18 protein-coding genes and 3 pseudogenes are annotated in these 21734 nt (G+C 68.8%); 12 read left to right on the top strand and 9 right to left on the bottom strand.

Translation table 11 applies throughout. The features are described from left to right. Nucleotides 1-86 precede the first annotated feature (86 nt). Nucleotides 87-548, top strand: coding sequence for a VOC family protein (locus ACTWQI_RS03520; RefSeq protein WP_443267316.1), 462 nt, complete (start codon nucleotides 87-89; stop codon nucleotides 546-548). Further along, nucleotides 509-1096, top strand: coding sequence for a hypothetical protein (locus ACTWQI_RS03525; RefSeq protein ID WP_443267318.1), 588 nt, complete (start codon nucleotides 509-511; stop codon nucleotides 1094-1096). Before ACTWQI_RS03520 ends, ACTWQI_RS03525 begins: the two co-directional genes overlap by 40 nt. A 75-nt stretch (nucleotides 1097-1171) precedes the next feature. Here the strand turns inward: ACTWQI_RS03525 and ACTWQI_RS03530 are convergent, their stop codons facing one another. Further along, on the bottom strand, nucleotides 1172-1762 hold the full coding sequence (locus ACTWQI_RS03530) for a TetR/AcrR family transcriptional regulator (RefSeq protein WP_443267320.1): 591 nt from the start codon (nucleotides 1760-1762) through the stop codon (nucleotides 1172-1174). A gap of 22 nt (nucleotides 1763-1784) precedes the next feature. Here ACTWQI_RS03530 and ACTWQI_RS03535 point away from each other — a divergent pair. The 5 genes and pseudogenes from ACTWQI_RS03535 to ACTWQI_RS03555 all read left to right on the top strand — a co-directional run bounded on the left by ACTWQI_RS03535 (nucleotide 1785) and on the right by ACTWQI_RS03555 (nucleotide 5399). Next, nucleotides 1785-2448 (top strand): annotated as a pseudogene (locus ACTWQI_RS03535) (dimethylarginine dimethylaminohydrolase family protein). 204 nt (nucleotides 2449-2652) lie between these two features. Further along, nucleotides 2653-2922, top strand: coding sequence for an arsenate-mycothiol transferase ArsC (locus ACTWQI_RS03540; RefSeq protein WP_443267322.1), 270 nt, complete (start codon nucleotides 2653-2655; stop codon nucleotides 2920-2922). A gap of 31 nt (nucleotides 2923-2953) precedes the next feature. After that, nucleotides 2954-3670: a DUF2470 domain-containing protein gene (locus ACTWQI_RS03545; protein WP_443267324.1), complete on the top strand. Its 717-nt coding sequence runs from the start codon at nucleotides 2954-2956 to the stop codon at nucleotides 3668-3670. Continuing rightward, nucleotides 3667-3840, top strand: coding sequence for a hypothetical protein (locus ACTWQI_RS03550; protein WP_443267325.1), 174 nt, complete (start codon nucleotides 3667-3669; stop codon nucleotides 3838-3840). The genes ACTWQI_RS03545 and ACTWQI_RS03550 overlap by 4 nt, the downstream gene beginning before the upstream one ends. 692 nt (nucleotides 3841-4532) lie before the next feature. Beyond that, nucleotides 4533-5399: an endonuclease/exonuclease/phosphatase family protein gene (locus tag ACTWQI_RS03555; RefSeq protein WP_443267327.1), complete on the top strand. Its 867-nt coding sequence runs from the start codon at nucleotides 4533-4535 to the stop codon at nucleotides 5397-5399. A 250-nt stretch (nucleotides 5400-5649) separates the two neighbouring features. On the opposite strand, the gene ACTWQI_RS03560 is transcribed toward ACTWQI_RS03555, so the two are convergent. From ACTWQI_RS03560 to ACTWQI_RS03570, 3 genes are all read right to left on the bottom strand, one after another. Next, nucleotides 5650-7815 carry a mycolysin gene (locus ACTWQI_RS03560; RefSeq protein ID WP_443267328.1) on the bottom strand — a complete coding sequence of 722 codons (2166 nt, stop codon included), beginning with the start codon at nucleotides 7813-7815 and terminating at the stop codon, nucleotides 5650-5652. A gap of 592 nt (nucleotides 7816-8407) precedes the next feature. Further along, nucleotides 8408-9235 (bottom strand): hypothetical protein, encoded by an 828-nt coding sequence (locus tag ACTWQI_RS03565; protein WP_443267330.1) that lies wholly within the window; start codon nucleotides 9233-9235, stop codon nucleotides 8408-8410. A 7-nt stretch (nucleotides 9236-9242) separates the two neighbouring features. After that, nucleotides 9243-9863, bottom strand: a complete 621-nt coding sequence (locus ACTWQI_RS03570) for a papain-like cysteine protease family protein (protein ID WP_443267332.1) — start codon at nucleotides 9861-9863, stop codon at nucleotides 9243-9245. A 224-nt stretch (nucleotides 9864-10087) separates the two neighbouring features. Here ACTWQI_RS03570 and ACTWQI_RS03575 point away from each other — a divergent pair, with 224 nt between their 5' ends. The 3 genes from ACTWQI_RS03575 (at nucleotide 10088) to ACTWQI_RS03585 (ending at nucleotide 16434) form a co-directional block, all read left to right on the top strand. Continuing rightward, nucleotides 10088-11026, top strand: a complete 939-nt coding sequence (locus tag ACTWQI_RS03575; RefSeq protein WP_443267334.1) for a hypothetical protein — start codon at nucleotides 10088-10090, stop codon at nucleotides 11024-11026. A gap of 466 nt (nucleotides 11027-11492) precedes the next feature. After that, nucleotides 11493-13829, top strand: coding sequence for a collagenase (locus tag ACTWQI_RS03580; RefSeq protein ID WP_443267335.1), 2337 nt, complete (start codon nucleotides 11493-11495; stop codon nucleotides 13827-13829). A gap of 547 nt (nucleotides 13830-14376) precedes the next feature. Beyond that, nucleotides 14377-16434, top strand: a complete 2058-nt coding sequence (locus tag ACTWQI_RS03585) for a phosphocholine-specific phospholipase C (protein WP_443267337.1) — start codon at nucleotides 14377-14379, stop codon at nucleotides 16432-16434. Nucleotides 16435-16737: 303 nt separating this feature from the next. On the opposite strand, the gene ACTWQI_RS03590 is transcribed toward ACTWQI_RS03585, so the two are convergent. Continuing rightward, entirely contained in the window at nucleotides 16738-17604 is an 867-nt protein-coding gene (locus ACTWQI_RS03590) for an endonuclease/exonuclease/phosphatase family protein (RefSeq protein ID WP_443267339.1), read from the bottom strand. Between the two features lie 96 nt (nucleotides 17605-17700). Next, nucleotides 17701-17896 (bottom strand): annotated as a pseudogene (locus ACTWQI_RS03595) (transcriptional repressor); the annotation flags it as partial. A gap of 8 nt (nucleotides 17897-17904) precedes the next feature. Between ACTWQI_RS03595 and ACTWQI_RS03600 the strand changes: the two are divergent. Beyond that, nucleotides 17905-18000, top strand: a pseudogene (locus tag ACTWQI_RS03600) (transcriptional repressor); the annotation flags it as partial. Nucleotides 18001-18005: 5 nt separating this feature from the next. On the opposite strand, the gene ACTWQI_RS03605 reads toward ACTWQI_RS03600, so the two are convergent. Together ACTWQI_RS03605 and ACTWQI_RS03610 are read right to left on the bottom strand one after the other, a co-directional pair. After that, nucleotides 18006-18656: a response regulator transcription factor gene (locus tag ACTWQI_RS03605; RefSeq protein WP_443267340.1), complete on the bottom strand. Its 651-nt coding sequence runs from the start codon at nucleotides 18654-18656 to the stop codon at nucleotides 18006-18008. Nucleotides 18657-18843: 187 nt separating this feature from the next. After that, complete coding sequence (locus ACTWQI_RS03610; RefSeq protein ID WP_443267341.1) at nucleotides 18844-20364, bottom strand: aldehyde dehydrogenase (NADP(+)); 1521 nt, start codon at nucleotides 20362-20364, stop codon at nucleotides 18844-18846. Between the two features lie 218 nt (nucleotides 20365-20582). On the opposite strand from ACTWQI_RS03610, the gene ACTWQI_RS03615 reads away from it, so the two are divergent. Then, the gene (locus tag ACTWQI_RS03615; protein ID WP_443267343.1) at nucleotides 20583-20708 is read left to right on the top strand and encodes a hypothetical protein; all 126 of its coding nucleotides are present in this window, start codon (nucleotides 20583-20585) and stop codon (nucleotides 20706-20708) included. 29 nt (nucleotides 20709-20737) lie between these two features. Here the strand turns inward: ACTWQI_RS03615 and ACTWQI_RS03620 are convergent, their stop codons facing one another. Further along, nucleotides 20738-21703 (bottom strand): LysR family transcriptional regulator, encoded by a 966-nt coding sequence (locus ACTWQI_RS03620; RefSeq protein WP_443267344.1) that lies wholly within the window; start codon nucleotides 21701-21703, stop codon nucleotides 20738-20740. Between the last annotated feature and the right edge of the window lie 31 nt (nucleotides 21704-21734).

The following is a 21734-nucleotide window of genomic DNA, read 5'->3' on the forward strand; positions in this document are numbered from 1 at the left end:
CAGGTAGCGGCCAATATTGACATGCCGACGGTATGTCACTAGTTTCATCTCGCATACCGTCGGTACGTGAGCGGAGATGGCGCCCCATGCTGACCAGCTTCTGTCCGGTGATCTGCACTTCGCGCCTCGGGGAATCCCGCGACTTCTACACCAGGCTTTTCGGTTTCAAGGCCACCTACGAGACGGAGTGGTACGTCGGTCTGAGCCGGCCGGGGCTGCCGCCGCATGAGCTCGCTCTCCTCGACCACTCCCATCCCGCAGCGCCGGAGGCACACCGATCACCGGTGCGCGCGGTGCGGATCACGCTCGAAGTGGACGACGGGGAGGAGGAGTGGGAACGAATCGTCACGTGCGGGGCACCGAATGCGCAGCCCGCCCTCCGCGCCACGGACCCGGATGGGAAACACCTCGTCGTCACGGATCCCAACGGGGTCCGGATCGACGTCGTCACGCCGAAGCGACCAACCGGAGATCGCACGGACTGTTGGTCAAGGGGGGAAGGTGCGCCGTGCCCAGAAGAATCGATCCTGAGGTGGCGGTCGCGATAATGCGCGCCGCTGGTCTCGAACCACTGGAGCCCTATCCCGGGGCGAACGTGGCCTGGAACTGCCGCTGCGTGAAGAACGAGCACAAGGTCGCACCGACCTTCACCTCGGTGCGCATCGGTACGAGTTCGGGGTGCCGTCACTGCGGACGAGCCGCCTCCGGTGAGCGACGACGGGCTGCCGGCCGGGAGCGGGCCGAGGCGGACATGCGGGCCGCGGGCTTCGAGCCCCTGGAGCCCTACCCGGGCGCCGCGGTGCGGTGGCGCTGCCGCCACGTGGCCTGCGGACGCACGGTCCACCCGCGGCTGTTCAAGATCCGGGCCGGAGTGGGCGGCTGTCGCGCCTGCGCGGGGCGGGCCCCGGTGGATCCGGCGGTGGCCGAGGCGGAGATGCGCGCGATCGGCATGGAGCCGCTCGAACCCTTCCCGGGCCGCGTGCGCGACCCGTGGAAGTGCCGCTGCGCGAGGTGCGGTCACATCGGCACGCCGACCCTCAACAACATCCGCCGCGGGCAGGGCGGCTGCTACGCCTGCGCGCGGTGCGTCCGGTAGATCCGCACGGGGCCCACCGCAGGCCCCAGCCCCGAGGCCCGGCCTGCGTGACCTCGCCGCACGGCGCGCCCGTCCTCATGTGGTACGCAGCGCCTCCAGCATCCGCGCCAGCGCCTCCCTGGTGTCTGCCAGGTCGGTGGGGTTCGCCGACGACGCCAGCCACAGAACCGCCTCGTTCATCGCCCCCGACAGCAGGTGCATGAGCGGCGCGACCGGCTGCGCGGCGATCGTCCCCTCATCGATCAGGACGGTGAGGGCGTCCGCCAGGTGGCGGCCGGAGGTGGCTTCGTTCATCGCGCGCCATTCGCTCCAGCCGAGGACCGCGGGACCGTCGACGAGCATGATGCGCTGGATCGCCGGGTCGGTGGAGGCACTGAGGAACGCCTGGCAGCCGGCGGTGAGTTGGTCCCAGGCGTCCTCCCGCGCGTCCGCGGTCGCGGCGATGTGCTCGGCCACCTCCTGCTGCACCTGCTGCAGGACGGCACGGAACAACTCGGTCTTGCTGTCGAAGTGGTGGTACAGCGCGCCTTTGGTCACCCCGGCTGCGCGGACGATCTCCGACAGGCCCACAGCGCCGTATCCCAGTGTCGAGAACAGACGCCTGCTCTCGCGCAGCAAGGTCTGCCGCGTCTGCTCCCGCTGCTGCGCCCTGACTCCGTGCGTCATCGTTGCGGCCCCCGTCCTTGACATGCTGAAGGTACGCCAACACCGTACTTCGCCGCCCGGGGGATGGAGGATGGACCGGACCGCGCGGACTGACGTGGTCTACTCCATCAACCCGTGGATGGACCCGCGGAAGCCCGTCGACACTCCGCTGGCCATCGCCCAGTGGGAGCAGTTGCGCGAGGTCTACCTGAGCCTCGGCCACACCGTCGACACGATCGACCCGCTGCCCGGCCTGCCCGACATGGTCTTCGCCGCCAACGGCGCCACGGTCGTCGACGGACGCGCGCTCGTGGCGCGCTTCCGCAACACCGAGCGCGTCGACGAAGGCCCGGCCTACCACGACTGGTTGCGCGCTCACGGCTTCCCCGAGCTGCGCACCGCCGAGTTCGTCAACGAGGGCGAGGGGGACTACCTCATACTATCCGGGAGCCTTCTCCCCCGGCAGTCGCGCCGTTCTGCAGCGGCTGTTCCCGGACGCCCTCGTCGCCACCGACGCCGACGCCGCGGTCTTCGGACTCAACGCGACCTCCGACGGCTACAACGTCGTGCTGCCGCACAACGCGACGGACCTCGCGGCGAAGTTGAGCACCCGGGGCTTCAACCCGGTCGGCGTCGACCTGTCGGAACTGCTCAAGGCCGGCGGAAGCGTGAAGTGCTGCACGCTGGAGCTGCGTTCGGCCGGCTAGCCGCTCGGCGCCGATCGCATCGCACGTGGCGCCAGCGTGGCCTCGACCCGACACGAGGATGACCAGCGAGGTCATCCTCGTGTCGGCTGTCCATACGACCGCCTGGGCCCGCCGGGCTTGCTTCACCGGCCGCCGACAGGCGCATGCGACGGCACAGTGTGGGCGAGGCGTACTGACGCCGGTGGGCGCCGGGCATACCGGCGCGTGGTCTTCGTCTGCACCGAGAACGCCGGCCGCTCCCAACTGGCCGCAGCGCTCCTGCGGTGCAGCGCCGCACAGGCAAGACAGGTCCATAGCGCCGGCACGCACCCCAGCGACCGGATCGACCCCGTGGCCCGATCCGTCCGCAACGACCTCACGGAACGGATCGACAAGCTCGTACAGACCCGCTCAGGATCCTCGCGGCAGCAGTTGCGAGTCGCGACAAAACAGCCAGAGAGGCGACGAGAGATGGCGACCACCTTCGAGATTTAGTAAGGTAAGCCTTACCTAAGAGGGAGGGTGGATGTCTGCCGACAGCCGACGTACGGAACCGACCCCTGCCGAACGGGCCCGCTCGGTGCTCGCCGCAGCCGGATCGCTGACGGTCACCACGGAAGCGCACCGCACCGAACTGATCGGTCTGCACACCGTCGGCCACGCCGGGCAGTTGACGCTGGACGACCCGCCAGGCAGCCACCTGCGCGCCGAACTCGCCCACGCACCACGCGGTGACCTCGCCGCAGTCGTCGAGTTCACCGACATCGCGCCGACTGCCGTACGCGACCGGGTCCGCGCGCGCTTGACACTGGCTGGCTACCTCACCGCCATCGACGACGAGCCCGGAGCCCTGCGCTTCAATACCGCACGGGCCGCCCTCGCCGAAGCCGGCCAGGTAACCGCCATCGGCCTCGACGAGCTGGCCCTGGCCAGGCCCGACCCGCTGGCCACCTACGAAGCGGACCTCCTCACCCACCTCGACACCACCCGCACCGACACCGCCGCTCGGCTGAGCCGACTCGTCCCGGCGCGGCTCCTGCTCGGGGTCACCCGAGTCCGCCCGGTACGGCTCGACCGCTACGGCCTCGTTCTGCGCCTCGAACGCACCACCACGCACGACGACGCCCGTCTGGCGTTCCCCTCCCCAGTGAGCCACCCCGGGCAGGCGATGCGGCAGATGCGCTCGCTGCTCGCCCAAGCAGCCACCTGCCCCCGCCGTCGCCGACTCCCCAGCCGCCCATGACCGCGGACAGGCGCGCCACCCAAGGCGCCCGGGACGCCTCATGCACCGCGGACGGCGGCATCGTCGCCGCCATCATCCGCGCCGCCCCGACCGCCGCGGCCCTCTACACGCCTCCCCCACCGCCCCGCCCCACGAATGAAGGCCCGGTCAGCTCTCCGGCCACTCAATGACCTGCGCCGTCGCAGCGTTCGCCGAGCGCAGAGCCCGGCCGGACGATGGCCGAGGCCGATCACCCGGCCGGGCCGCGACGGACGCCTGGTTCGAGGCCGATTCCGAACGTCGGTGACGCCCCCGGGTGCCAACCTTCGGAGGCCAGGCTTCGGGGCGGCCTCGGCCAAGCCGTCGCTCCTGTCGAAGGGGTTGGGCGCTGCGGAGGCGACGGTTCCCTGGCGCAGCACGGAAGGTACGGGTGCGGGTTCGGCCGCCGGAACACCGATCCCGGGGGTCGGCACCCGGCCGCCTCCGGCTCCAGCACCGGCGGTCGGCCCACGGTCCGTCGTCGCGGTGGCGGGGCAGGAGTCGAGGAGGCCGCGGGTGTAGGGGGAGTCGACAGCGCTCACGCTGCCGGCCGGGGCATGGGACACCGGAGCGGCGCCTCTGCGGCGCGGACCCGCATCCGGGAGCTAGGCCCGTTGTGACCCCCTCCGGGCCTCGCCGGAACCACCGCTACACCCGCGGGCACGTGCCGTGGGAACTCGTCTCGGCGCCGCCCACCGGTTGCGGCGGGCCAGCAGCCGGTAGTGAACCTTCGCAACGAAACGTACATCTTATCGGGCACGAACAATCACTGGCGCCCGCGATTTTTCCGGTTCGCTCCATTCCCCTCTGGCAGCCACCCCCTCATAAGGAAAGGGTCCACACGATGAACCGCCGCGTCATACTTGCGCTTGGCGCCGCGTTCGCCCTCAGTGCGGCAGTCACCGTCGCCACGGTGAGCACCGCCGAGGCGGACGAGACGCTGACCGTGATGAGCCTCAACACCTGGCATGGCGGCTCCCAGGTCACGGACGGGGTCAACACGACCGTCCAGGAGATCGACGCCTCCGGCGCCGAGGTGGTCGCCCTGCAGGAGACCGACAAGGCCGTCACCCAACAGCTCGCAGAGAAGCTGGGATGGAAGTACTACACACAGAGCGGTTTGGACGTCGACATCATCAGCAGTCAGCCCATTGAGAAGGCCGACTCGATGTCGGACACCGCGGTGGCCGCGAAAATCAAGGGAGTCTGGGTGTACTCGATCCACCTGGGCCACACGAAGTACGGGCCATACAACGCCTGTTTCGACCATGACAGCAACGAGACGATCTACGCGGACGAGACCGAGCGCAAGGAGCAGACCGAGGCGATCGTCAAGTGGGCCGGTTCCTCACCGGCGATCATCGCCGGTGACCTCAACACCCCGTCCCACATGGACTGGACCGAGAAGACCAAGGCAAAGCACTGTGACTCGGTCGTGGAATGGCCCGCGACAAAGGCGTTCGCCAACGGGGGTTACCGGGACTCCTACCGTGAGGTCAACCCGGACGAGGCGGCTTCCCCCGGCGACACCTGGTCCCCGAAGTTCCCCACCAACAGCGACCACGGCGACAGGCCCGAGCCCCAGGACCGCATCGACTACATCCTGTACAAGGGCGGCTCGCTGGACGCCACCAGCTCGAAGGTCTACGGCGGTGACAAGCAGAACTGGCCGTCCGACCACCGGGCCGTCATCACCCAATTCAAACTCTGACGCAACCCGACGTCAGGGAGCGGGCCGGTCCACGGCGCTCCTCGCCGGGTGGACCGGCCCGCACCGTGGCCGGGGCGCCGCTCGCGCGCCTCGGGAATGGTGTGCTCGATTCCCTGGGTGTGGGGTGTGGCGGTCCCGCCGGGGGTGCCAGACTGAGCGTTCCCGCCACCGTGGGGCCCCGAACTGCACGCCCGGAGGCCCCACGTGTGCGTTTGCTTCCCCCTTTCACTCGGCTCGCCGTCGTCGCCCGTCAGGAGGTGGTGACCGTGATGTCGTCGACGACGAAGTCGGTTCGGAGGGTGGCGTCCTCGGTGCTGACCAGCTTGATCGTCACCGTCTTCCCTCGCCAGGCAGACAGGTTGTAGGAGCGGTAGGTGTAGCTGCCGACGGCGTTGAGGTTGGACAGGGTTCCCAGGGTGGAGGTGGTGGCGCCGTCGATGACCTGGACCTTGAGCGTGTCGTACGCCGACTGTTCGGTCTCGAAGGTGCCGATGCGGTTGTAGAACGCCATTGTCGCCGCGTTCACGTTGCTCGGGATGGTGACTTGCTCGGACAGGCTCTGCGTTGCTGCCTCCCCCATGCCGCCCAGCCAGGCGTACATGGAGCCGCTGCGGGCCGGGTACGTCGACCAGTTGCCGATGACCGACCCACTCGGCGACGCCGTCCAGTTCCAACCGGCCGTGCCGTTCTCGAAGCTGGAGTTCAGCAGGCTGGCCCGGTAGTCGATGGTGTGCCCGTACAGCAGGTTGCGGGCAGTGTTCGACGTGCTCAGGCTGACGGCGGGCCGGTCATCCTTGAAGTACTCGCCGAAGTTCGACTGCCCCTGCGTCCGCATCAGGTTGATCGTGCCCGACTGTCCATTGTCGGCCTGGTTCCACAGGTCGATCAGGGAGCCGGCCACCCGGCCTTCCACCGCGTCACCGTTGTGCCAGTTGGTGCTGGAGACCGGCTGGCTGGAGTTGAACCAGGTGGAGTTCATCAGGTTGATCTCGGAGCCGTTGGGCCAGACGAACTTGTTGTCGCCCTTGACGCTGCCGGCGAGAGCGTTGGCGAACCCCTCGGTCCAGGCGCATCCGGTGGAAGAAGCCGCATGGATCTGGTGACCGGCGCAGTTCACGTTGGGCCACCACCAGTTGTAGAGCATGTGCATCAGCGCATGTCCGGACTCGTGGATCACGAGGTGCTCGGAGTCGGGGTCGTTGTCCCGCAGCCTGATGTAGCTGGCGGCGGCGTTGGCCCCGGGGTTGTAGTACCCGCCGTCAGCGTTGCCGGGCCACCACTGGACCGTCATCTTGCTGCAGTTGGGTGCGCTCTCGAGGGAGGTCCAGCAGCTGGTGTTGGAGCTGCGCCACCACCAGGTCAGGTTGAGGGTGTCGAAGGCGTGCCAGGCGCGCATCTGAGCTGCCGCCGGCGCTGTCCAGCCGAAATTCTGGTTGGTGGAGACGTTGGACCTCGCGGACGTGGTGGTGGAGTACACCCACCCGTTGTTGCCGACCACCTGCCAGACCGAGCTCTCCGACCGGAACTCCACGTAGAGCGAGTACATCGAGGAGACCGGCGGGGTGAAGCAGAGGTTGAAGGCGCCGGTGTTGTTGGTCAGGCCGCTGGCGTAGACCTGCTGAGCGGCAGTCGAGGTGGTCTTCCCCCAGACCTTTACGGTGAGGTTGCGGCCGCCCAGCCACGTCCCCGCCTGATTGGTGAAGTGGAAGCCGCCGTTGACACAGATGGGCGTGATGCTGGCCGCGGAGGGGCTGCTGGCGGCGGTCCGGGTGGGCTTCGGGACCTTGGCGAACTTCTCACTCACCGAGGTCGACTTCGAGCGCCGGGCGCCCGAACGTCCCGGGAGTGAGGTGATGTCCACTCCCGATCGGGAGGAGCCGTGGCCCGCCGACGACGATTTCTTGCCGACGGTGAGCAGCACTGAATCGTGGGCTTCCCGCTCCGGCGAGGGCGCATCGGCGTCGGAGAGACCGGCCTCGATCTGGACGGGACCTGCCGCCGTGGCGCGGACGTGCAGGGTGAGACTCTGCTTGTGGGTGTTGAGGGCCATCACACCCTTGGCCTGCTGCCAGGGGCCGACCTGCCTGGGCGCACTGAGAGGGGAGCCCTCGGTGATGAGCTGGAGGGTGTCGGGCACCCGGACGGTCAGTTGGGCGTGGGGCACTGCGACCTGGGAACGGAGGCGGACCCGCAGGGCGGCCGTCTCACCCACGGCCGGGAGCTTGTCCAGCGTGAGATCGACCGCGACACAACTGGGCGGGGCCTCCGACCGGGGGCTGGCCGGGACGGTGAGCGTACATTTCGGGCGCTTGGTCTGGGGGAGGGCTGTCGCCGTCGATTCGAGCCCACCGGATATGAGGGCGGCCGCCGTGCCGATCGCGGCGGCCCATCGTCTGAGTCTGAGCTTAGGGATCATTCCGGTCCTCCGCTGCGAGGGGAGCTCCAGCTAGGGCTGGCCAGGAGTTCGACACAGCATGGAGGCAACGTAGTTGAGTGTGCAATATCACATGTCACGTAATTTTGCGTTGGTCGTCCAGCACATACCGTGAGGACGACCCTCGCTGGGTATCGGCGGGGAGGGGGTGAGTCGGGAACCCAGCCGCCAACAGGTCCGGGGCGATCTCACTGCGCGGTCGGTGGCCGCGTGCACGCTGCCACGACCTGGCAGTTGGCCCGCTGGCGGAGCGTCCCGCAGTACTGGCGGGCCACCCAACGAACTCCGCTAACTCACCCCGGAGCCGTTCCACCTCCCCAAGCCTCATGCCCGCCACCATGCCCCGACCACGCAAGATCGGCAGAGCCAACGACGCGCTAGTAGGCGCCCGTGAGTGGAGAAGAGGACAGCGTCGGGCGGGGCCGAGACCCGCGCCTGGTGCGCGATGCCCCGAGCGCGATCCGCCCACCTCTCGCCGTCGGGCGGTGTGCGAGGTGGGCGGAAGGCCCTGGCGGCGCACTAGGCGCAGTCCCATCCGGCCCGCCGGAATGGCCCGGCGGGCCGGTAGGAGGTTCTACTGGGTCCGGCGCAGCCGACGACGCAGGCCGAGCGCGCCGGCGATGACGGCCACGGCCCCGGCCGCCGCTCCCGTGATGGGCAGTGCCCCGCTGTCACGCTCCCCGTCGGCGAGCTGGTTCATCGGCGGGTGTCCGGCGGGTGCCTGGGGGGCGTCCTTGCCGTAGCCGCCGGCCTTGCCCGCGCGTGCGTAGGCCGAGCCGGGCAGCTTGTCGCCGTACGCTTGGTGCACCCGCTTGCGGTAGGCGTCGACGGAGGTGCCGCGCGCCCCGATCGCCCTGGTGGCATCGGCGTCGAGGGGAAGGATCCGCCCACCGCGCTGTACGTACCAGGCGTCGATCTGCGGCTCGCGGAAGACGGTGCCCCCGCGGAGCTTGCGTGCGCCCTGGGCGGCGTATCGGGTTTCGTCATCGCCGGTGGCGATGTTGACCACCCGCCACGTGTCCCCGGTGCGTGCGGCCCACACCGATGCCTTCTGTCCGTCGGAGGCGACGGCCTTGCCGGCGATGAACTCCAGCCGTGCGATGGGGACGCCCGGCTTCCCCGCCACGAAGGCCGGGTTCAGGTAGTAGACGGGCACGGTCTTGCCCACGATCCGCGGGTCGGCCGCGGCTCGTCTGATGGCTCCGTCGCGGGCGAAGAAGCGGGAGAGCGTGTCAAGGGTGGTGGGGGCGGCCACGGCCTCCTGGGCGGCGGTGATGCTTGCGTCGGCCGGGGCCTGCGGAGCGGCCGGGGGCTCGTCGGCGCGGGCCTGCGGGGCGAGGGCCAGCACGGCGGCGGCGAAGGCGCCGACGGCAAGGGCACGGGCGGTGTTCTTGCTGATCATCGCTGCCTCACGCCCCGATCTGGTAGAGCGAGTGGGTCCAGGAGAAATTGCTGTTGTCGACGTACCAGGCGTGGGACGCCCAGTTGTAGCGGTTACTGGACGGCCATGGGTCTCCCCAGTAGACCCAGCTGCTGGACGTGTCGTAGCCGTAGATGACGTGCATGTGGCCGCCGCCGGAGGACCACTGGATGCGGGTCTCGACCGGCCGGTCTGCGTCGACCTCCGCCTGCACGGTGGAGTACCGCAGCCAGCCGTTGACGTACGATCCCGGGCTTATGCCCGCCCAGTCGAGGGCGTTCTGGACATTGCCGAGAGTGGCCTGCCAGTTCGGGCAGTCAAAGCCCTGTTGACGATTGAAGGCGGCGTTGCAGATCTGGTTCTGGCTGTAGTTGTAGCCGTACCAGTCGGCGATGGTGTTCGCCGACGCCGCCCAGCACCAGTTGGTCTTCTGCTGCGCCTGCATCGTGATGTCGAGCTCGTAGGCCGCGGTGGCGGCTGCGGTCGAGGTCGCGGAGGGGGCCGCGGTCGCCGTCGCGGTGGGCACGGCGAGCAGGGCCGCGGCGATCAGGGCTGCGGTGGACAGTCGTCTTCTGCCCGGTTTTGGGACACGTTTCATGGTGTTCCTCATGCGTGGGGTGTGGAGGGTGGGAGAGCGCCGCCGGGGCGACGGCCTGGAGCATCGGGTGTTGTCGAGGGCAGGTCAACCCGGTTGAATACGGGACGACCCGGGGGGTGTGAACGGCACAACGTGGATGTGAACACTCCACCCCCCGCTCTGCAGGAGGGCTGCGGCTCAGCGCGCTCTCCCTCGAGCAACCGAATGTGAACGTTCACTTGACGGGGAGATGAGCAATGGAGCGGAGCATTGCGCAGCCGGCCCCGGAGGAGCTGGCGCGAGCGCTGCGGACCGGACCGTTCCATGTCGCGCTGCGGACGGCGCTGGCCGCGCGGGGGCTCGCCCTGCACCGGGTCCAGCACCGGCTGGCTCAGCGGGGCGTCAAGATCGGGGTGACGAGCCTCAGCTACTGGCAGCAGGGCGTGCGCCGGCCTCAGCGGGTGGAGTCGTTGCGCGCGGTGCGGGCGCTCGAAGAGGTCCTGGACCTGCCGACGGGTGTGCTGGTCCGGTTGCTGGAGCCCGCTGCACAGCCTGGCACCGAGCGACCGGCCGCTCGCTCGTACCGCTCGCTGCTCGAGATCTCCGAGGTCCTCGGGCGGCTGCTGGCCGACCTCGACGCGCCCGCCGATGGCGGCCTGCACTCCGTCGGCCACTTCGAGAGAGTGCGGATCGGGGGGCGACGCGAGCTGCTCGGCCGCGACTCCCAGCAGCTGGTGCGCGCGCACCGGGACGGCGTCGACCGCTACCTCGCCATTCACCTCGGAGAGGACGGCTGCGCGCCGGAGCGGGTGACCGTGCGGGCCACCGACAACTGCCGCGTGGGCCGAGTGCGCTGGCTCGACGGCGCGCCCGTCATGGTCGCTGAGCTGCTTTTCGACCTCCGCCTGCGGGCCGCGGACACGTATGTCTTCGGCTACGCCATCGAGGACGGCACCGGCGGACCGAGCGCCGAGTACGTGCGCTGCTTCCCCTTCGCGGGTGGGCAGTACGTGCTCCAAGTGCGGTTCGACGAGGCCGCACTTCCGGTGCGGTGCCACCGCTTCGCGCAGACGTCCGCGACCGCACTGCGTAGTGGACGGCAGGAACTGACCCTCAGCGGTCGGCACGGGGTGGCGCACCTCGCCGAGCAGAGCGTGCGGACCGGGATCCTCGGGATCGCCTGGGACTGGGACTAACGAGCCCCGCGACCGACCGGCCGGCACCCGGCCGGGGGAGCGGACGGCGTTCCCTCGGACGAGTTCTTCGATGGGCTGCGTGCGGGTGGGCGATGTCCGACCCAGTGCGACGGATCCGCCGCACCGTCAGCGACGGCTACCTGGCCACTTGCGCCGGCGTCCCGGTGTGCCCGCGATGCAGCGAACGGCACCCAGGGCCAGGGCAGTTGCCGCACTCAGCGTGAGTACTGATGCGAACCCGAGGAGCGGACCTTCATTTTGAGCCCGGTGCAACCTCGAGATGCAAAGGGCTTGCCAATGATATTTCACATTACTACGTTACGCATCACATGGCGTGCCCGGAGGCCGGGTCGGCCGTCGAGTATCGCCAGACGCAGGGCAGTTGGTGCCCTGCCGCACCGCTGCTCTACCCCCACAGGAATCACTTCCCCCCACACTGGAGTCATCGGTGTCCCATTTAGGAATCGTGTGCAGAGGGCTGCGTAGGCCGCTGCTGACCGTCGCGATAGCGGTGACGCTCTGCGCCGCCGCCCAGACCCGCTATGCAGCCCCGCTCTCTCCCGCGCCCGCAGCACCACATCGCGCCGTGCTTGCGCATCGCGCGGTGCCGGCGCAGAACCCCCACGACGAGGTCGACCGCCTCGCCGAGGCCCCCCGCAGGGTCACCCACTCGGCCTCCGGCCCCGGCGGTCTGTCGAACGGACGCGTTCCCGGTCCTCAGACACCCGAGCCGAGCGTCGAGGGCAGCCCGCCCCAAGCCACCATCAACGGCACCGCAGTGCCCTGCAACCTCGACAGCGTCACGGGCCTGCCCCCGGACCAGTTCGTCGCCTTCCTCGCCGACCCTGAGGTCACCGCCGACGACTGCCTGCGCGACATCCTGTGGAAATGGGATCAGCGGCTGGTCCCGATCATGTCGAAGGAACACGTCCAGGCCGTCTCCCGCCGCATCGCCGAGCTCGCCGCGGATCATGACGGCAAGAACGGCACCCACCTGCTGGAGATGTTCACCTATCTCCACGCCGTCGCCTACCAGGACTTCTCGCACGACGAGATCGACATCTCCGATCCGACCACTCTGAAGTCGATGCGTCAGGCCGTCGACGCCTTCGGGGCGGCCGCCCGCACCTTCGACGCCACCCGTGCCAACGGGGAGACCCTGCGAGAGGCACTCAACGCGGCCAGCACGTCAGGCCTGCGGCAGTACCAGCTTCCCCTCATCAAGCGGGTGTTGGCGACGATGGACGCCTCGCACCCCGACACCAACAAGGACGCCTCCTGGGGCGGAGCCGCGCTCGGTGCGCTCTCCGTCAACTACCTCGGCGTCTACCCGGGCAACGAGGACACGGCGTTCCGCGACGCCGTCGCCGCCGACGCCTCGTACCGCGCCGCCTTCAAGGCCTTCGCCGACTACACCCACCTCAAGGACACGGACAACGCCTGGGTGGTACGGGATGCGCTCGGCGAGTACGGGCGGTTCGGCCAGATCGACGCCGTGAAAAGCGAGATCGTGGACGCCCTCGGCGAGCTGCTCGAGACCACCGTCCGCAACTTCGGGGACGGCAGCCCGCCCTGGGGCAAAGTCGTCACCTGGCTGATCGAGTTCGACGCCTGCAAGCCGTACAAGGTGTGCAAGGAGGACATCGAGCGCCGCATCTTCCCGCACACCTACACGTACGACAAGGGCGGCATCAAGGTCCGCACCGCCCTCAAACGGGCCACCGTCGACCAGCTCTACTACGCGAGCAAACAGGTCAAGGCGCAGTTCCACCGGGTCCTCGGCACTGACAAGCCGCTGGCCGGCGACACCAACACCACGCTCCACACCGTGCTGTACGCGTCCCGCGCCGACTACGAGGTCTACCAGCCGATGCTCACGGGCCTGAGCACGGACAACGGCGGCATCTACATCGAGAAGGGCGCGACGTTCTACACCTACCAGCGCCGGGTCCCGGAAGACTCCACGCTCACGCTCGAGGAGCTGTTCCGCCACGAGTACACGCACTACCTCAACGGCCGCTGGGCGGTGCCCGGTCTCTTCGGCGAAGGACCGTGGTACGAGGGAGACCGGACCACTGCGATGGACGAGGGCACCGCCGAGTTCTTCGACGGCGGCACCCGCGACGACGGCATCAAGGTCCGCAAGTCACTGGTTCAGGGCATCATCAACGACACCCAGGGCGGCGGCCCGCGCATGACCGTGGACCAGCTGCTGCACGCCACCTACGACGGAGACGGCTTCCGCTTCTACAACTACGCGGGCACCTTCTTCGAGTTCCTGTGGACCGAACGTCCTTCGCTGATACGGGAGATGTACGGCCATCTGCGCGCCGACGACCCGGCCGACTTCGACGCCTGGCGGAGCCGGCTGAGCCAGGACGCCGGCCTGCAACGCGCGTACAACGCCTTCCTGGACGAGCAGATCGCGCACGTCGACGACCTGTTCGTGCCGGACACCAAGTACACGCCCATCGACCAACTGAAGGACTCGTCGGCCGACGAGGTCCGCTCGTCCTTCGCCAGCACCACCGGCCTGACCCCGGACTGCACCTCGCCCGGCGCTTCGGAGCGCCCGAGGTTCATCTGTACGGGCAAGATCACCGCGAAACTCACCAGCCCCGACAACGCCGACGTGGTCTTCAAGGACATGTCCGAGGCAGTCGATGGCTCCATCCTCGACCGAGCGGAGGAGGGCGACAACAACCTGGCTGACATGAACTGCTCCTTCGGCAAGGTCGAGATCTCCTCCGACGGGCGTACGGGCACGGCGGACTACAGCTGTGAGGGACCGCTGCGAGGCTGACGCAGGTGGGGCCGCGGGCTTCTCCGGCCAGGAGGGGCCCGCGGCCCCCACGCAGGGGGCATGGCCCAGTGTTCGCACTGGTCCAGTTCGTCGTCGTGAAAGGCTCGTTGGCAGTGACTCCACTGTGATGGAGCGCGTCGGCCCGCACGCCGGACCCGCAGCCGCCTCGGGGGGGCTTTGCCACGTTCTGGCGTATCGGGGGAGGTGAGTGCGGTCGCGGCCGCGAGGCCGGCTGGTGCGACATGGGGACAACCTCCTCTGACCGCAGCGGCACTTGCTCCGGCAGATTCCATGTGATGCATAGGCAGCAATGCCTATGCACTGCGCGCTCCTGTGCATCAGAATCGCCTGGGGTCAGGCGTCGGTCGCCGCATGCCCGGGGGTAGTCCTACCGGCCGGGCCGGAACGGCGCAGTGGAAGCGTCCGGCGCAGGGTTCGCCAGTTGCACAGCGGGCCGTCATGAACCGTTCGCCAGGCGTGACACCCGAGCACGTTGTCCTTTGGGCGCTCCCCACCGAACCCTTACTCGTCGGAGGTCAACTCACCCATGGCAGAACTCAACCGTCGCCGCTTCTTGCAGCTGGCCGGTGGCGCCGTCGCCCTCACCGCGTTGTCCGACAGCATCGCCCGGGCAGCCTCGATCCCCGCCCAGGGCACTACCCGTACCATCCAGGACGTCGAGCACATCGTCGTCCTGATGCAGGAGAACCGTTCCTTCGACCACTACTTCGGCGCGATGAAGGGCATACGGGGCTTCGGTGACCCCCGCCCCGTCACCCTGCCCAGCGGCAAGTCCGTCTGGAACCAGTGCGACGGCAAGAAGGTGACCCTGCCGTTCCGGCCGCCGAGCGACGAGCTCGGCATGGAGTTCCTCCAGGGCCTCAACCACGACTGGGCTGGCGGCCAACAGGCCTTTAACAAGGGCAAGTACGACCAGTGGGTGCCCGCCAAGAGCGCCACCACCATGGCGTACTTGACCCGCGAGGACATCCCCTTCCACTACGCGCTCGCCGACGCCTTCACCATCTGCGACGCGTACCACTGCTCCTTCATCGGCTCCACCGACCCGAACCGCTACTACATGTGGACGGGCTGCACCGGCAACGACGGCACGGGCGGGGGCCCGGTCCTCGACAATGCCGAGGCCGGTTACGGCTGGACCACCTACCCCGAGCGGCTCGAGGCTGCCGGCATCTCCTGGAAGATCTACCAGGACATCGGCGACGGCCTCGACGCCGCCGGCCGCTGGGGCTGGATCGACGACGCCTACCGCGGCAACTACGGCGACAACTCCCTGCTGTACTTCAACAAGTACCGCGGCGCCCAGCCCGGTGACCCGCTGTACGACAAGGCCCGCACGGGCACCGACGCCAAGAACGGCGACAGCTTCTTCGACATCCTCCGCGCAGACGTCCAGGCAGGGCGGCTCCCGCAGATTTCCTGGATCGCCGCCCCCGAGGCCTTCTCCGAGCACTCCAACTGGCCGTCCAACTACGGCGCCTGGTACATCGCGCAGGTCCTGGACGCCCTGACGTCGAACCCCGACGTGTGGGCCCGAACCGCCCTCTTCATCTCCTACGACGAGAACGACGGCTTCTTCGACCACGTCGTGCCGCCGTACGTGCCGTCCGGGCCCGACCAGGGCCTGTCCACGACCTCGACGGCGCTGGACTACTTCCCTGGCAAGAGAGGCTACGTTGCCGGGCCCTACGGCCTCGGTCCCCGCGTGCCCATGCTTGTCGTCTCCCCCTGGAGCACCGGCGGCTACACCTGCTCCGAGACGTTCGACCACACCTCGATCGTCCGCTTCATGGAGCGCCGCTTCGGGGTGCAGGAGCCGAACATTTCGCCCTGGCGGCGTGCCGTGTGCGGCGACCTGACGTCCGCCTTCGACTTCGCGCGTACGGAGACGACGCCGGCCGAGCTGCCGCCGACCGACGGCTACTTCCCGCCGGACCGCGAGCGCCACCCCGACTTCCTGGCTCCCGCCCCGGCCGTCGGCACGATGCCGCGGCAGGAGCCGGGCGCCAAGCCCACCCGCCCGCTCGCGTACGCGCCGTACGTGGATGGTTCCGCGGACATCAGCACCGGCAAGTACCGGCTCACCTTCAGCGGCGGCCCGGACGCCGGCGCCCAGTTCTACGTCACCGCGGCGAACCGCACCGACGCGCCCTGGACGTTCACGACCGAGGCGGGCAAGTCGATCGCGGACAGCTGGAACACGAAGTACTCGAAGGGCGTCACGGACCTGACCGTCCACGGCCCGAACGGCTTCCTGCGCCGCTTCCGCAACCCCGGCAAGACGGCTGGTCCCGAGGTCACCGCCCGCCACAACGCGGCCACCGGCAACCTCGACCTGACCTTCACCAACGCCGGTACCGCCGACGCAAGCCTCACCGTCACCAACGCCTACGGCGGCACCCCGCAGACCTTCACGGTCCGCAATGGCGCGACCGTCACGCACTCCGTCGACCTGCGCTCCTGCCGCCACTGGTACGACATGACGGTCACCTCCACCACCCCGGCCGACTTCCTCCGCCGCTTGGCAGGTCACGTCGAGTCCGGCGCCCCGGGCCTGTCCGACCCGGGCATCCTCACCTACTGACCCGGTTGGCCGACCGGCCCGGTCAGTCGGCGCCCTCCACGGGCAGCGTTCGCGACGTCCCGGCCCGGTCGGCTCACTATCGACCGAGTTTCGGACGGCGAAGCTCGGCTTCGGCTCCCGCGCACAGATCGCTGCCTGGGTCGCCGCGCGGAAGTCGGCCCCCGGCGGCGACAGCACATGATCAGGGGAGGACGCTGCCCTTCACCGAAGACCTCCCGAGGATGCCCCGGCCTTCAGGCGGCGCAGGCCGGTCCACCCGGCGAGGAGCGCCGTGGACCGGCCCGCCTTTGACGGCGCGTTCCGTTAGAGGTTGAACTCGGTGATGACGGCCCGGTGGTCGGACGGCCAGTTCTCCTTGTCACCGCCGTAGACCTTCGAGCTGGTGGCGTCCAGCGAGCCGCCCTTGTACAGGATGTAGTCGATGCGGTCCTGGGGCTCGGGCCTGTCGCCGTGGTCGCTGTTGGTGGGGAACTTCGGGGACCAGGTGTCGCCGGGGGAAGCCGCCTCGTCCGGGTTGACCTCACGGTAGGAGTCCCGGTAACCCCCGTTGGCGAACGCCTTTGTCGCGGGCCATTCCACGACCGAGTCACAGTGCTTTGCCTTGGTCTTCTCGGTCCAGTCCATGTGGGACGGGGTGTTGAGGTCACCGGCGATGATCGCCGGTGAGGAACCGGCCCACTTGACGATCGCCTCGGTCTGCTCCTTGCGCTCGGTCTCGTCCGCGTAGATCGTCTCGTTGCTGTCATGGTCGAAACAGGCGTTGTATGGCCCGTACTTCGTGTGGCCCAGGTGGATCGAGTACACCCAGACTCCCTTGATTTTCGCGGCCACCGCGGTGTCCGACATCGAGTCGGCCTTCTCAATGGGCTGACTGCTGATGATGTCGACGTCCAAACCGCTCTGTGTGTAGTACTTCCATCCCAGCTTCTCTGCGAGCTGTTGGGTGACGGCCTTGTCGGTCTCCTGCAGGGCGACCACCTCGGCGCCGGAGGCGTCGATCTCCTGGACGGTCGTGTTGACCCCGTCCGTGACCTGGGAGCCGCCATGCCAGGTGTTGAGGCTCATCACGGTCAGCGTCTCGTCCGCCTCGGCGGTGCTCGCCGTGGCGACGGTGACTGCCGCACTGAGGGCGAACGCGGCGCCAAGCGCCATTATGAGGCGTCGGTTCATCGTGTGGACTCCTTGGTCAGAGGGGCCGTCAACTTGATCTGAGGGCGTCAAGTGGCCAGATGGGTATGAAGTGGCCAATAACAGAGAATGAACAAAACTGAGGGCGGTGGAACAGCCAGGGCACAGGCCCCAGTAGATGACCCCGGCCTCGTCGATCGAGAAGCCGCGGTCGTCGGACGCGGTCAGGCAGGGCGCCTCGACGACCGCGCTGTCGCACGTGGAGCGCCTCATACACGGCTTCAAGAGAGACATGGTCTATGCGATCGCGCACGCCGGAGGCGATCGCCTCGATGTCGAGGGGTCACCGCGCAGCGCCGGATTGTCGCCGAGGTTCTCGACGGCGAGCACGGCCACCTCACCGCGAACGAGGTGCTCGCGACCGGCGTTCCGCGACTGGACCGCTAAGAGGACACAAGGAGGTTCTCGCGAATCGCGACTGCGGTTGCCTGGGTACGGTTCGGGCAGTTGAGCTTGGCCAGGATGTTGGCCACCAGTCGCTTGGCACCGTGCTCGGAGATCCTGAGCCGGTCAGCGATGAGTCGGTTGCTCAGGCCTTCGGCAAGCAGCGTCAGCGCTTCCTGCTCCCGGGGTGTGAGCTTGGGCATGCGGGGCAGGCCGCTGTCGCGCGGCCCGGCCGGGCGGTTGAGCAACGTGCGGGAGAACTGGGCGGGCATGGGGAAGCCGCCCTCCTCGATGTGCGCGAGGGCGAGACTGAGGCCGCGTGCGGACACCGCGTGCTTCAGGAGGACGCCGTCGGCCGGGACGCCCGAGATCGCATCGGGATCCGCGGCCGACATCTCGTCCATCAGCAGCAGTACTCGGGTACCCGTCGCGGCGGCCCGGTCGGCCGCCGCCCGGGCCCAGTCCGTCCGGGGGCAGGAGAGCAGCAGAAGGTCGGAGTCGACGAAGTCGACGTTCTCGGCGGCGCTCTGTTCATATGCGACGTCGTGGATTACCGCAATTTCCGGCAGTTGGCTCAGGATCGCCCGCATCCCTGCTCGGAGGACTTCGCTCCTGGTCAGCAAGGCGACCGTCATGGCGGGCTTGGACATGAAGCGGTAATCCCCCCTGGGCGTCGGGCGCTGCCGTTTCCCGGCAGTTGCCCGTCGACCGCGTACCTGCAGTGATTCGGATCCCGGCTACTTAAGTCGGCGGAACTCGTGACGCGATGGGAACGAGTCTGACCCGACCGGGGGAAATGGTGCAAGTTCCTTCTACTATATAAGACGTGAGGAAAAGTCAGCTATTGAGTCGGCCGTCCTCCTGTCGCGGCAGACCCAAGGGGTTGGAGTCCTGCAGCGCTTGGGGCAACAGCACATCGGGGACGGACTGGTAGCAGACAGGACGCAGAAAGCGAGCAATCGCACGCGCACCGACCGAGGTGTGTCCGGGAGCGGTGGTGGCAGGGTAGGGGCCACCGTGGTGGGTGGCCCAGCCCACCGTCACTCCCGTGGTGAAGCCGTTCCAGACGATCCGCCCGCAGGAGCGGCTGAGCTGCATCAGGAGCCGACGGGCGAGATCGGTCTCATCGTCCGCCGCGTGGACAGCAGCGGACAGCTGCCCGGTCAGGGAACCCGCGATGTCGAAGAGTTCGGAGGTGTTCTCGTACTCGGCGACCACGGCAAGCGGGCCGAAGCACTCGTCCAGCAGCTCGGAAGCCGTGGTGAGGAGCTCCTTGGCCGCGACGGTCAGCAGCACTGGGCGTACCGCGAGTTCATCTGTGGCGTCCGGGCCCTCGGCGAGTTTGCTCACCTGAGCGAGGGCGGACAGCCGATCCGATTCCTCAAGGAACATCCTGCGGATGCCGTCGTTGAGCAGCCAGCCGGGCGTCATCGCTCCGACCCCCTCGGCGAGGGCATCCCGGAGCGGGGCGCCGTCGGACCCGGCAGGAATCAGTAGCAGGCCCGGCTTCGTGCACACCTGCCCGTGCCCGAACGAGAAGGACTGCAGGAATCCCTGGGCGATGTGCTGGTGCTGGTCGCGTGCCGCACCCGGGGTCACGAAGACAGGGTTCGTGCTGCTCAGTTCGCCGTAGAACGGAATGGGCTCCGCGCGGCTTGCGGCCAGGTCATGCAGGTGGCGCCCGCCGGTGAGGGATCCGGTGAAGGCCACGGCCTTGATGCGTGGATCGCTGACCAGGAGGGCCCCGGCGTCGAACCCCCAGACGAGTCCGACCGAGCCCGCTGGTGCGCCGGCACGGGCGACGGCGCGCGTCACGGCTGTGAAGACCGCAAGGCAGGTGGCGGGATGGGACGGATGGGCCTTGATGACGACAGGGCACCCTGCGGCCAGAGCTGCCGCGGTGTCACCGCCGGCGACGCCGAACGCCAGCGGGAAGTTGCTGGACCCGAAGACCGCGACCGGGCCGAACGGGACCAGCATGCGACGCAGGTCCGGACCCGGCGAGTCCGCGGTGCCGGCTCCGTGGTCGATCACCGCGTCGACGTACGAGCCATCGCGCAGTACCTCCCCGAAGAACCGCAGCTGATCGCAGGTGCGGGCCAGCTCCCTGCGGAGCCGTTCGGTGCCCAGCGCGGTCTCGCGCTCGGCCGTCAGGACGATGCCGACGCCGTCCGCTTCGAGCTCCGATGCGATCAGCCGCAGGAGCTCTCTCCGGTGTTCCCGGTCCATCGCGGCCAGCGGCTCCGCCGCGTCGGCCGCGGCCTGGCACACGCGGGAGACGTCTTGGTCGTCCGATTCCTTGCCGACTAGCTCCACCGTCATGCCCGTGCGCGGATCCACGGAGTACACATCGCTCACGAGGACAGCCCCTTCCCATGTCGAATACCGGTTTCGTCATGCAGCTTCTCCTCGGGGTGCGTTGGTGGGGAGCCTCGCTCCGCCCGGTCTGATGGGGTAGCCGATCGGGCAGTAGCCGACCGATGTGCCTGGTCAGACTGGCCACTGAACCGCTCCGATCGCCCATTCACCGGGCCTTCCTGACGAGATGAGAATGCCGTCGCCCATAGGAACCCAACGTGAAGACGAGCGCTGGGTGGGTACGACCGGAGGACTCGATGGCGGATGGGACCCGGGCCACCAAGGGGTGCGGCAGCTGCCGACCGCTCGTCGAGGAACTGCTCAGCCTCGGAACCGACCTCTAGGGCGCCGGCCACAACGTGCGCGCGGGATCTCAGGTCGGCCGTCGTGCCAGGTGCGGATGGTGTTGCCGCCATCGCGCGTACACCGGGCTGGCGGCGCTGGTGGCCAGGTAGCCGTCGCGGACCCTGCGGAGGATCTCGTCGCCTCGTGCGGCGAGCGGACCATCGGGGTGCCAGGCCAGTACGTGGCGGTACCACAGCGGGTTCCCGGCCAGGGGGCGGACCACCACTCCGGGGACCTCGATGAAGGTGGCCTGGCAGAGGCTGACGGCCAGGCCCGCCCGGACGACTTCGATCAGTTGGCGGCCCTCGGCCTCATAAGGCGTGTGCGGGTGCTCGCCGGTCAGGGCGAAGATCGACGACCAGTACTCGCGGGTGCGGTCGCCTTCGGGGCGGGGTACCGCCCACTCCTCCTTCAGGAGCCGGGTGAGACTGACTTCCTCGTCTGCCGCCAGGGGGTGGGTCGCGGGGAGCAGGGCGAACACCGGCTCCATGACCAGCGGTTGCAGTATCACCCCGTCGCGGGGCTGGAGTTCGCGGCCGGGGTTGTCGCCGAGGATCGCCGCCTCGAGGCGGTCGGCGGCGAGGTCGTCGAGCAGCGGCAGGGGTGAGTACTGGCAGCGGGTGGTCACCTCGGCCTCCGGCAGCAGTTCCCGTACAGCCAGGATCAGATGCCCCAGCAAGGGCGCGCCCACCGAGCCGAGACGTATGCGGTTGGGTGCGGACTGGCTGCCGGCGGCGCGGGCGGTGTCAGCCAGCAGGCCGTCGATGCTGGGCAGGATGGCGCGCGACCGGGTGAGCACCAACTCGCCCAGAGCGGTCGGTGCGATACCGGCCCGCCTGCGCTCGAACAGCGCCCCGCCCAGCATCCTCTCGATGCGCCGCAACTGCGCGCTCACCCCTGGCTGGGTCATGCGCAGGGACGCGGCGGCACGGGTGAGGCTCCCGGACTCCGCGATCGCGCACACCACCCGCAGGTGCCGTACCTCGAGGTCCATGCCCGGATGTTATGGAACTCCGTGAGCTTCC

This window comes from Streptomyces sp. KR80 (assembly GCF_052245555.1).
Lineage (GTDB): Bacteria > Actinomycetota > Actinomycetes > Streptomycetales > Streptomycetaceae > Streptomyces.

Excerpts from the sequence above, each read along its gene's own strand:
- ACTWQI_RS03575 (WP_443267334.1), top strand. The coding sequence starts at position 10,088 with ATGGAGCGGAGCATTGCGCAGCCGGCCCCGGAGGAGCTGGCGCGAGCG.
- ACTWQI_RS03570 (WP_443267332.1), bottom strand. The coding sequence starts at position 9,863 with ATGAGGAACACCATGAAACGTGTCCCAAAACCGGGCAGAAGACGACTG.
- ACTWQI_RS03565 (WP_443267330.1), bottom strand. The coding sequence starts at position 9,235 with ATGATCAGCAAGAACACCGCCCGTGCCCTTGCCGTCGGCGCCTTCGCC.
- ACTWQI_RS03560 (WP_443267328.1), bottom strand. The coding sequence starts at position 7,815 with ATGATCCCTAAGCTCAGACTCAGACGATGGGCCGCCGCGATCGGCACG.
- ACTWQI_RS03545 (WP_443267324.1), top strand. The coding sequence starts at position 2,954 with ATGTCTGCCGACAGCCGACGTACGGAACCGACCCCTGCCGAACGGGCC.
- ACTWQI_RS03550 (WP_443267325.1), top strand. The coding sequence starts at position 3,667 with ATGACCGCGGACAGGCGCGCCACCCAAGGCGCCCGGGACGCCTCATGC.
- ACTWQI_RS03530 (WP_443267320.1), bottom strand. The coding sequence starts at position 1,762 with ATGACGCACGGAGTCAGGGCGCAGCAGCGGGAGCAGACGCGGCAGACC.
- ACTWQI_RS03590 (WP_443267339.1), bottom strand. The coding sequence starts at position 17,604 with ATGAACCGACGCCTCATAATGGCGCTTGGCGCCGCGTTCGCCCTCAGT.
- ACTWQI_RS03520 (WP_443267316.1), top strand. The coding sequence starts at position 87 with ATGCTGACCAGCTTCTGTCCGGTGATCTGCACTTCGCGCCTCGGGGAA.
- ACTWQI_RS03620 (WP_443267344.1), bottom strand. The coding sequence starts at position 21,703 with ATGGACCTCGAGGTACGGCACCTGCGGGTGGTGTGCGCGATCGCGGAG.
- ACTWQI_RS03585 (WP_443267337.1), top strand. The coding sequence starts at position 14,377 with ATGGCAGAACTCAACCGTCGCCGCTTCTTGCAGCTGGCCGGTGGCGCC.
- ACTWQI_RS03555 (WP_443267327.1), top strand. The coding sequence starts at position 4,533 with ATGAACCGCCGCGTCATACTTGCGCTTGGCGCCGCGTTCGCCCTCAGT.
- ACTWQI_RS03605 (WP_443267340.1), bottom strand. The coding sequence starts at position 18,656 with ATGTCCAAGCCCGCCATGACGGTCGCCTTGCTGACCAGGAGCGAAGTC.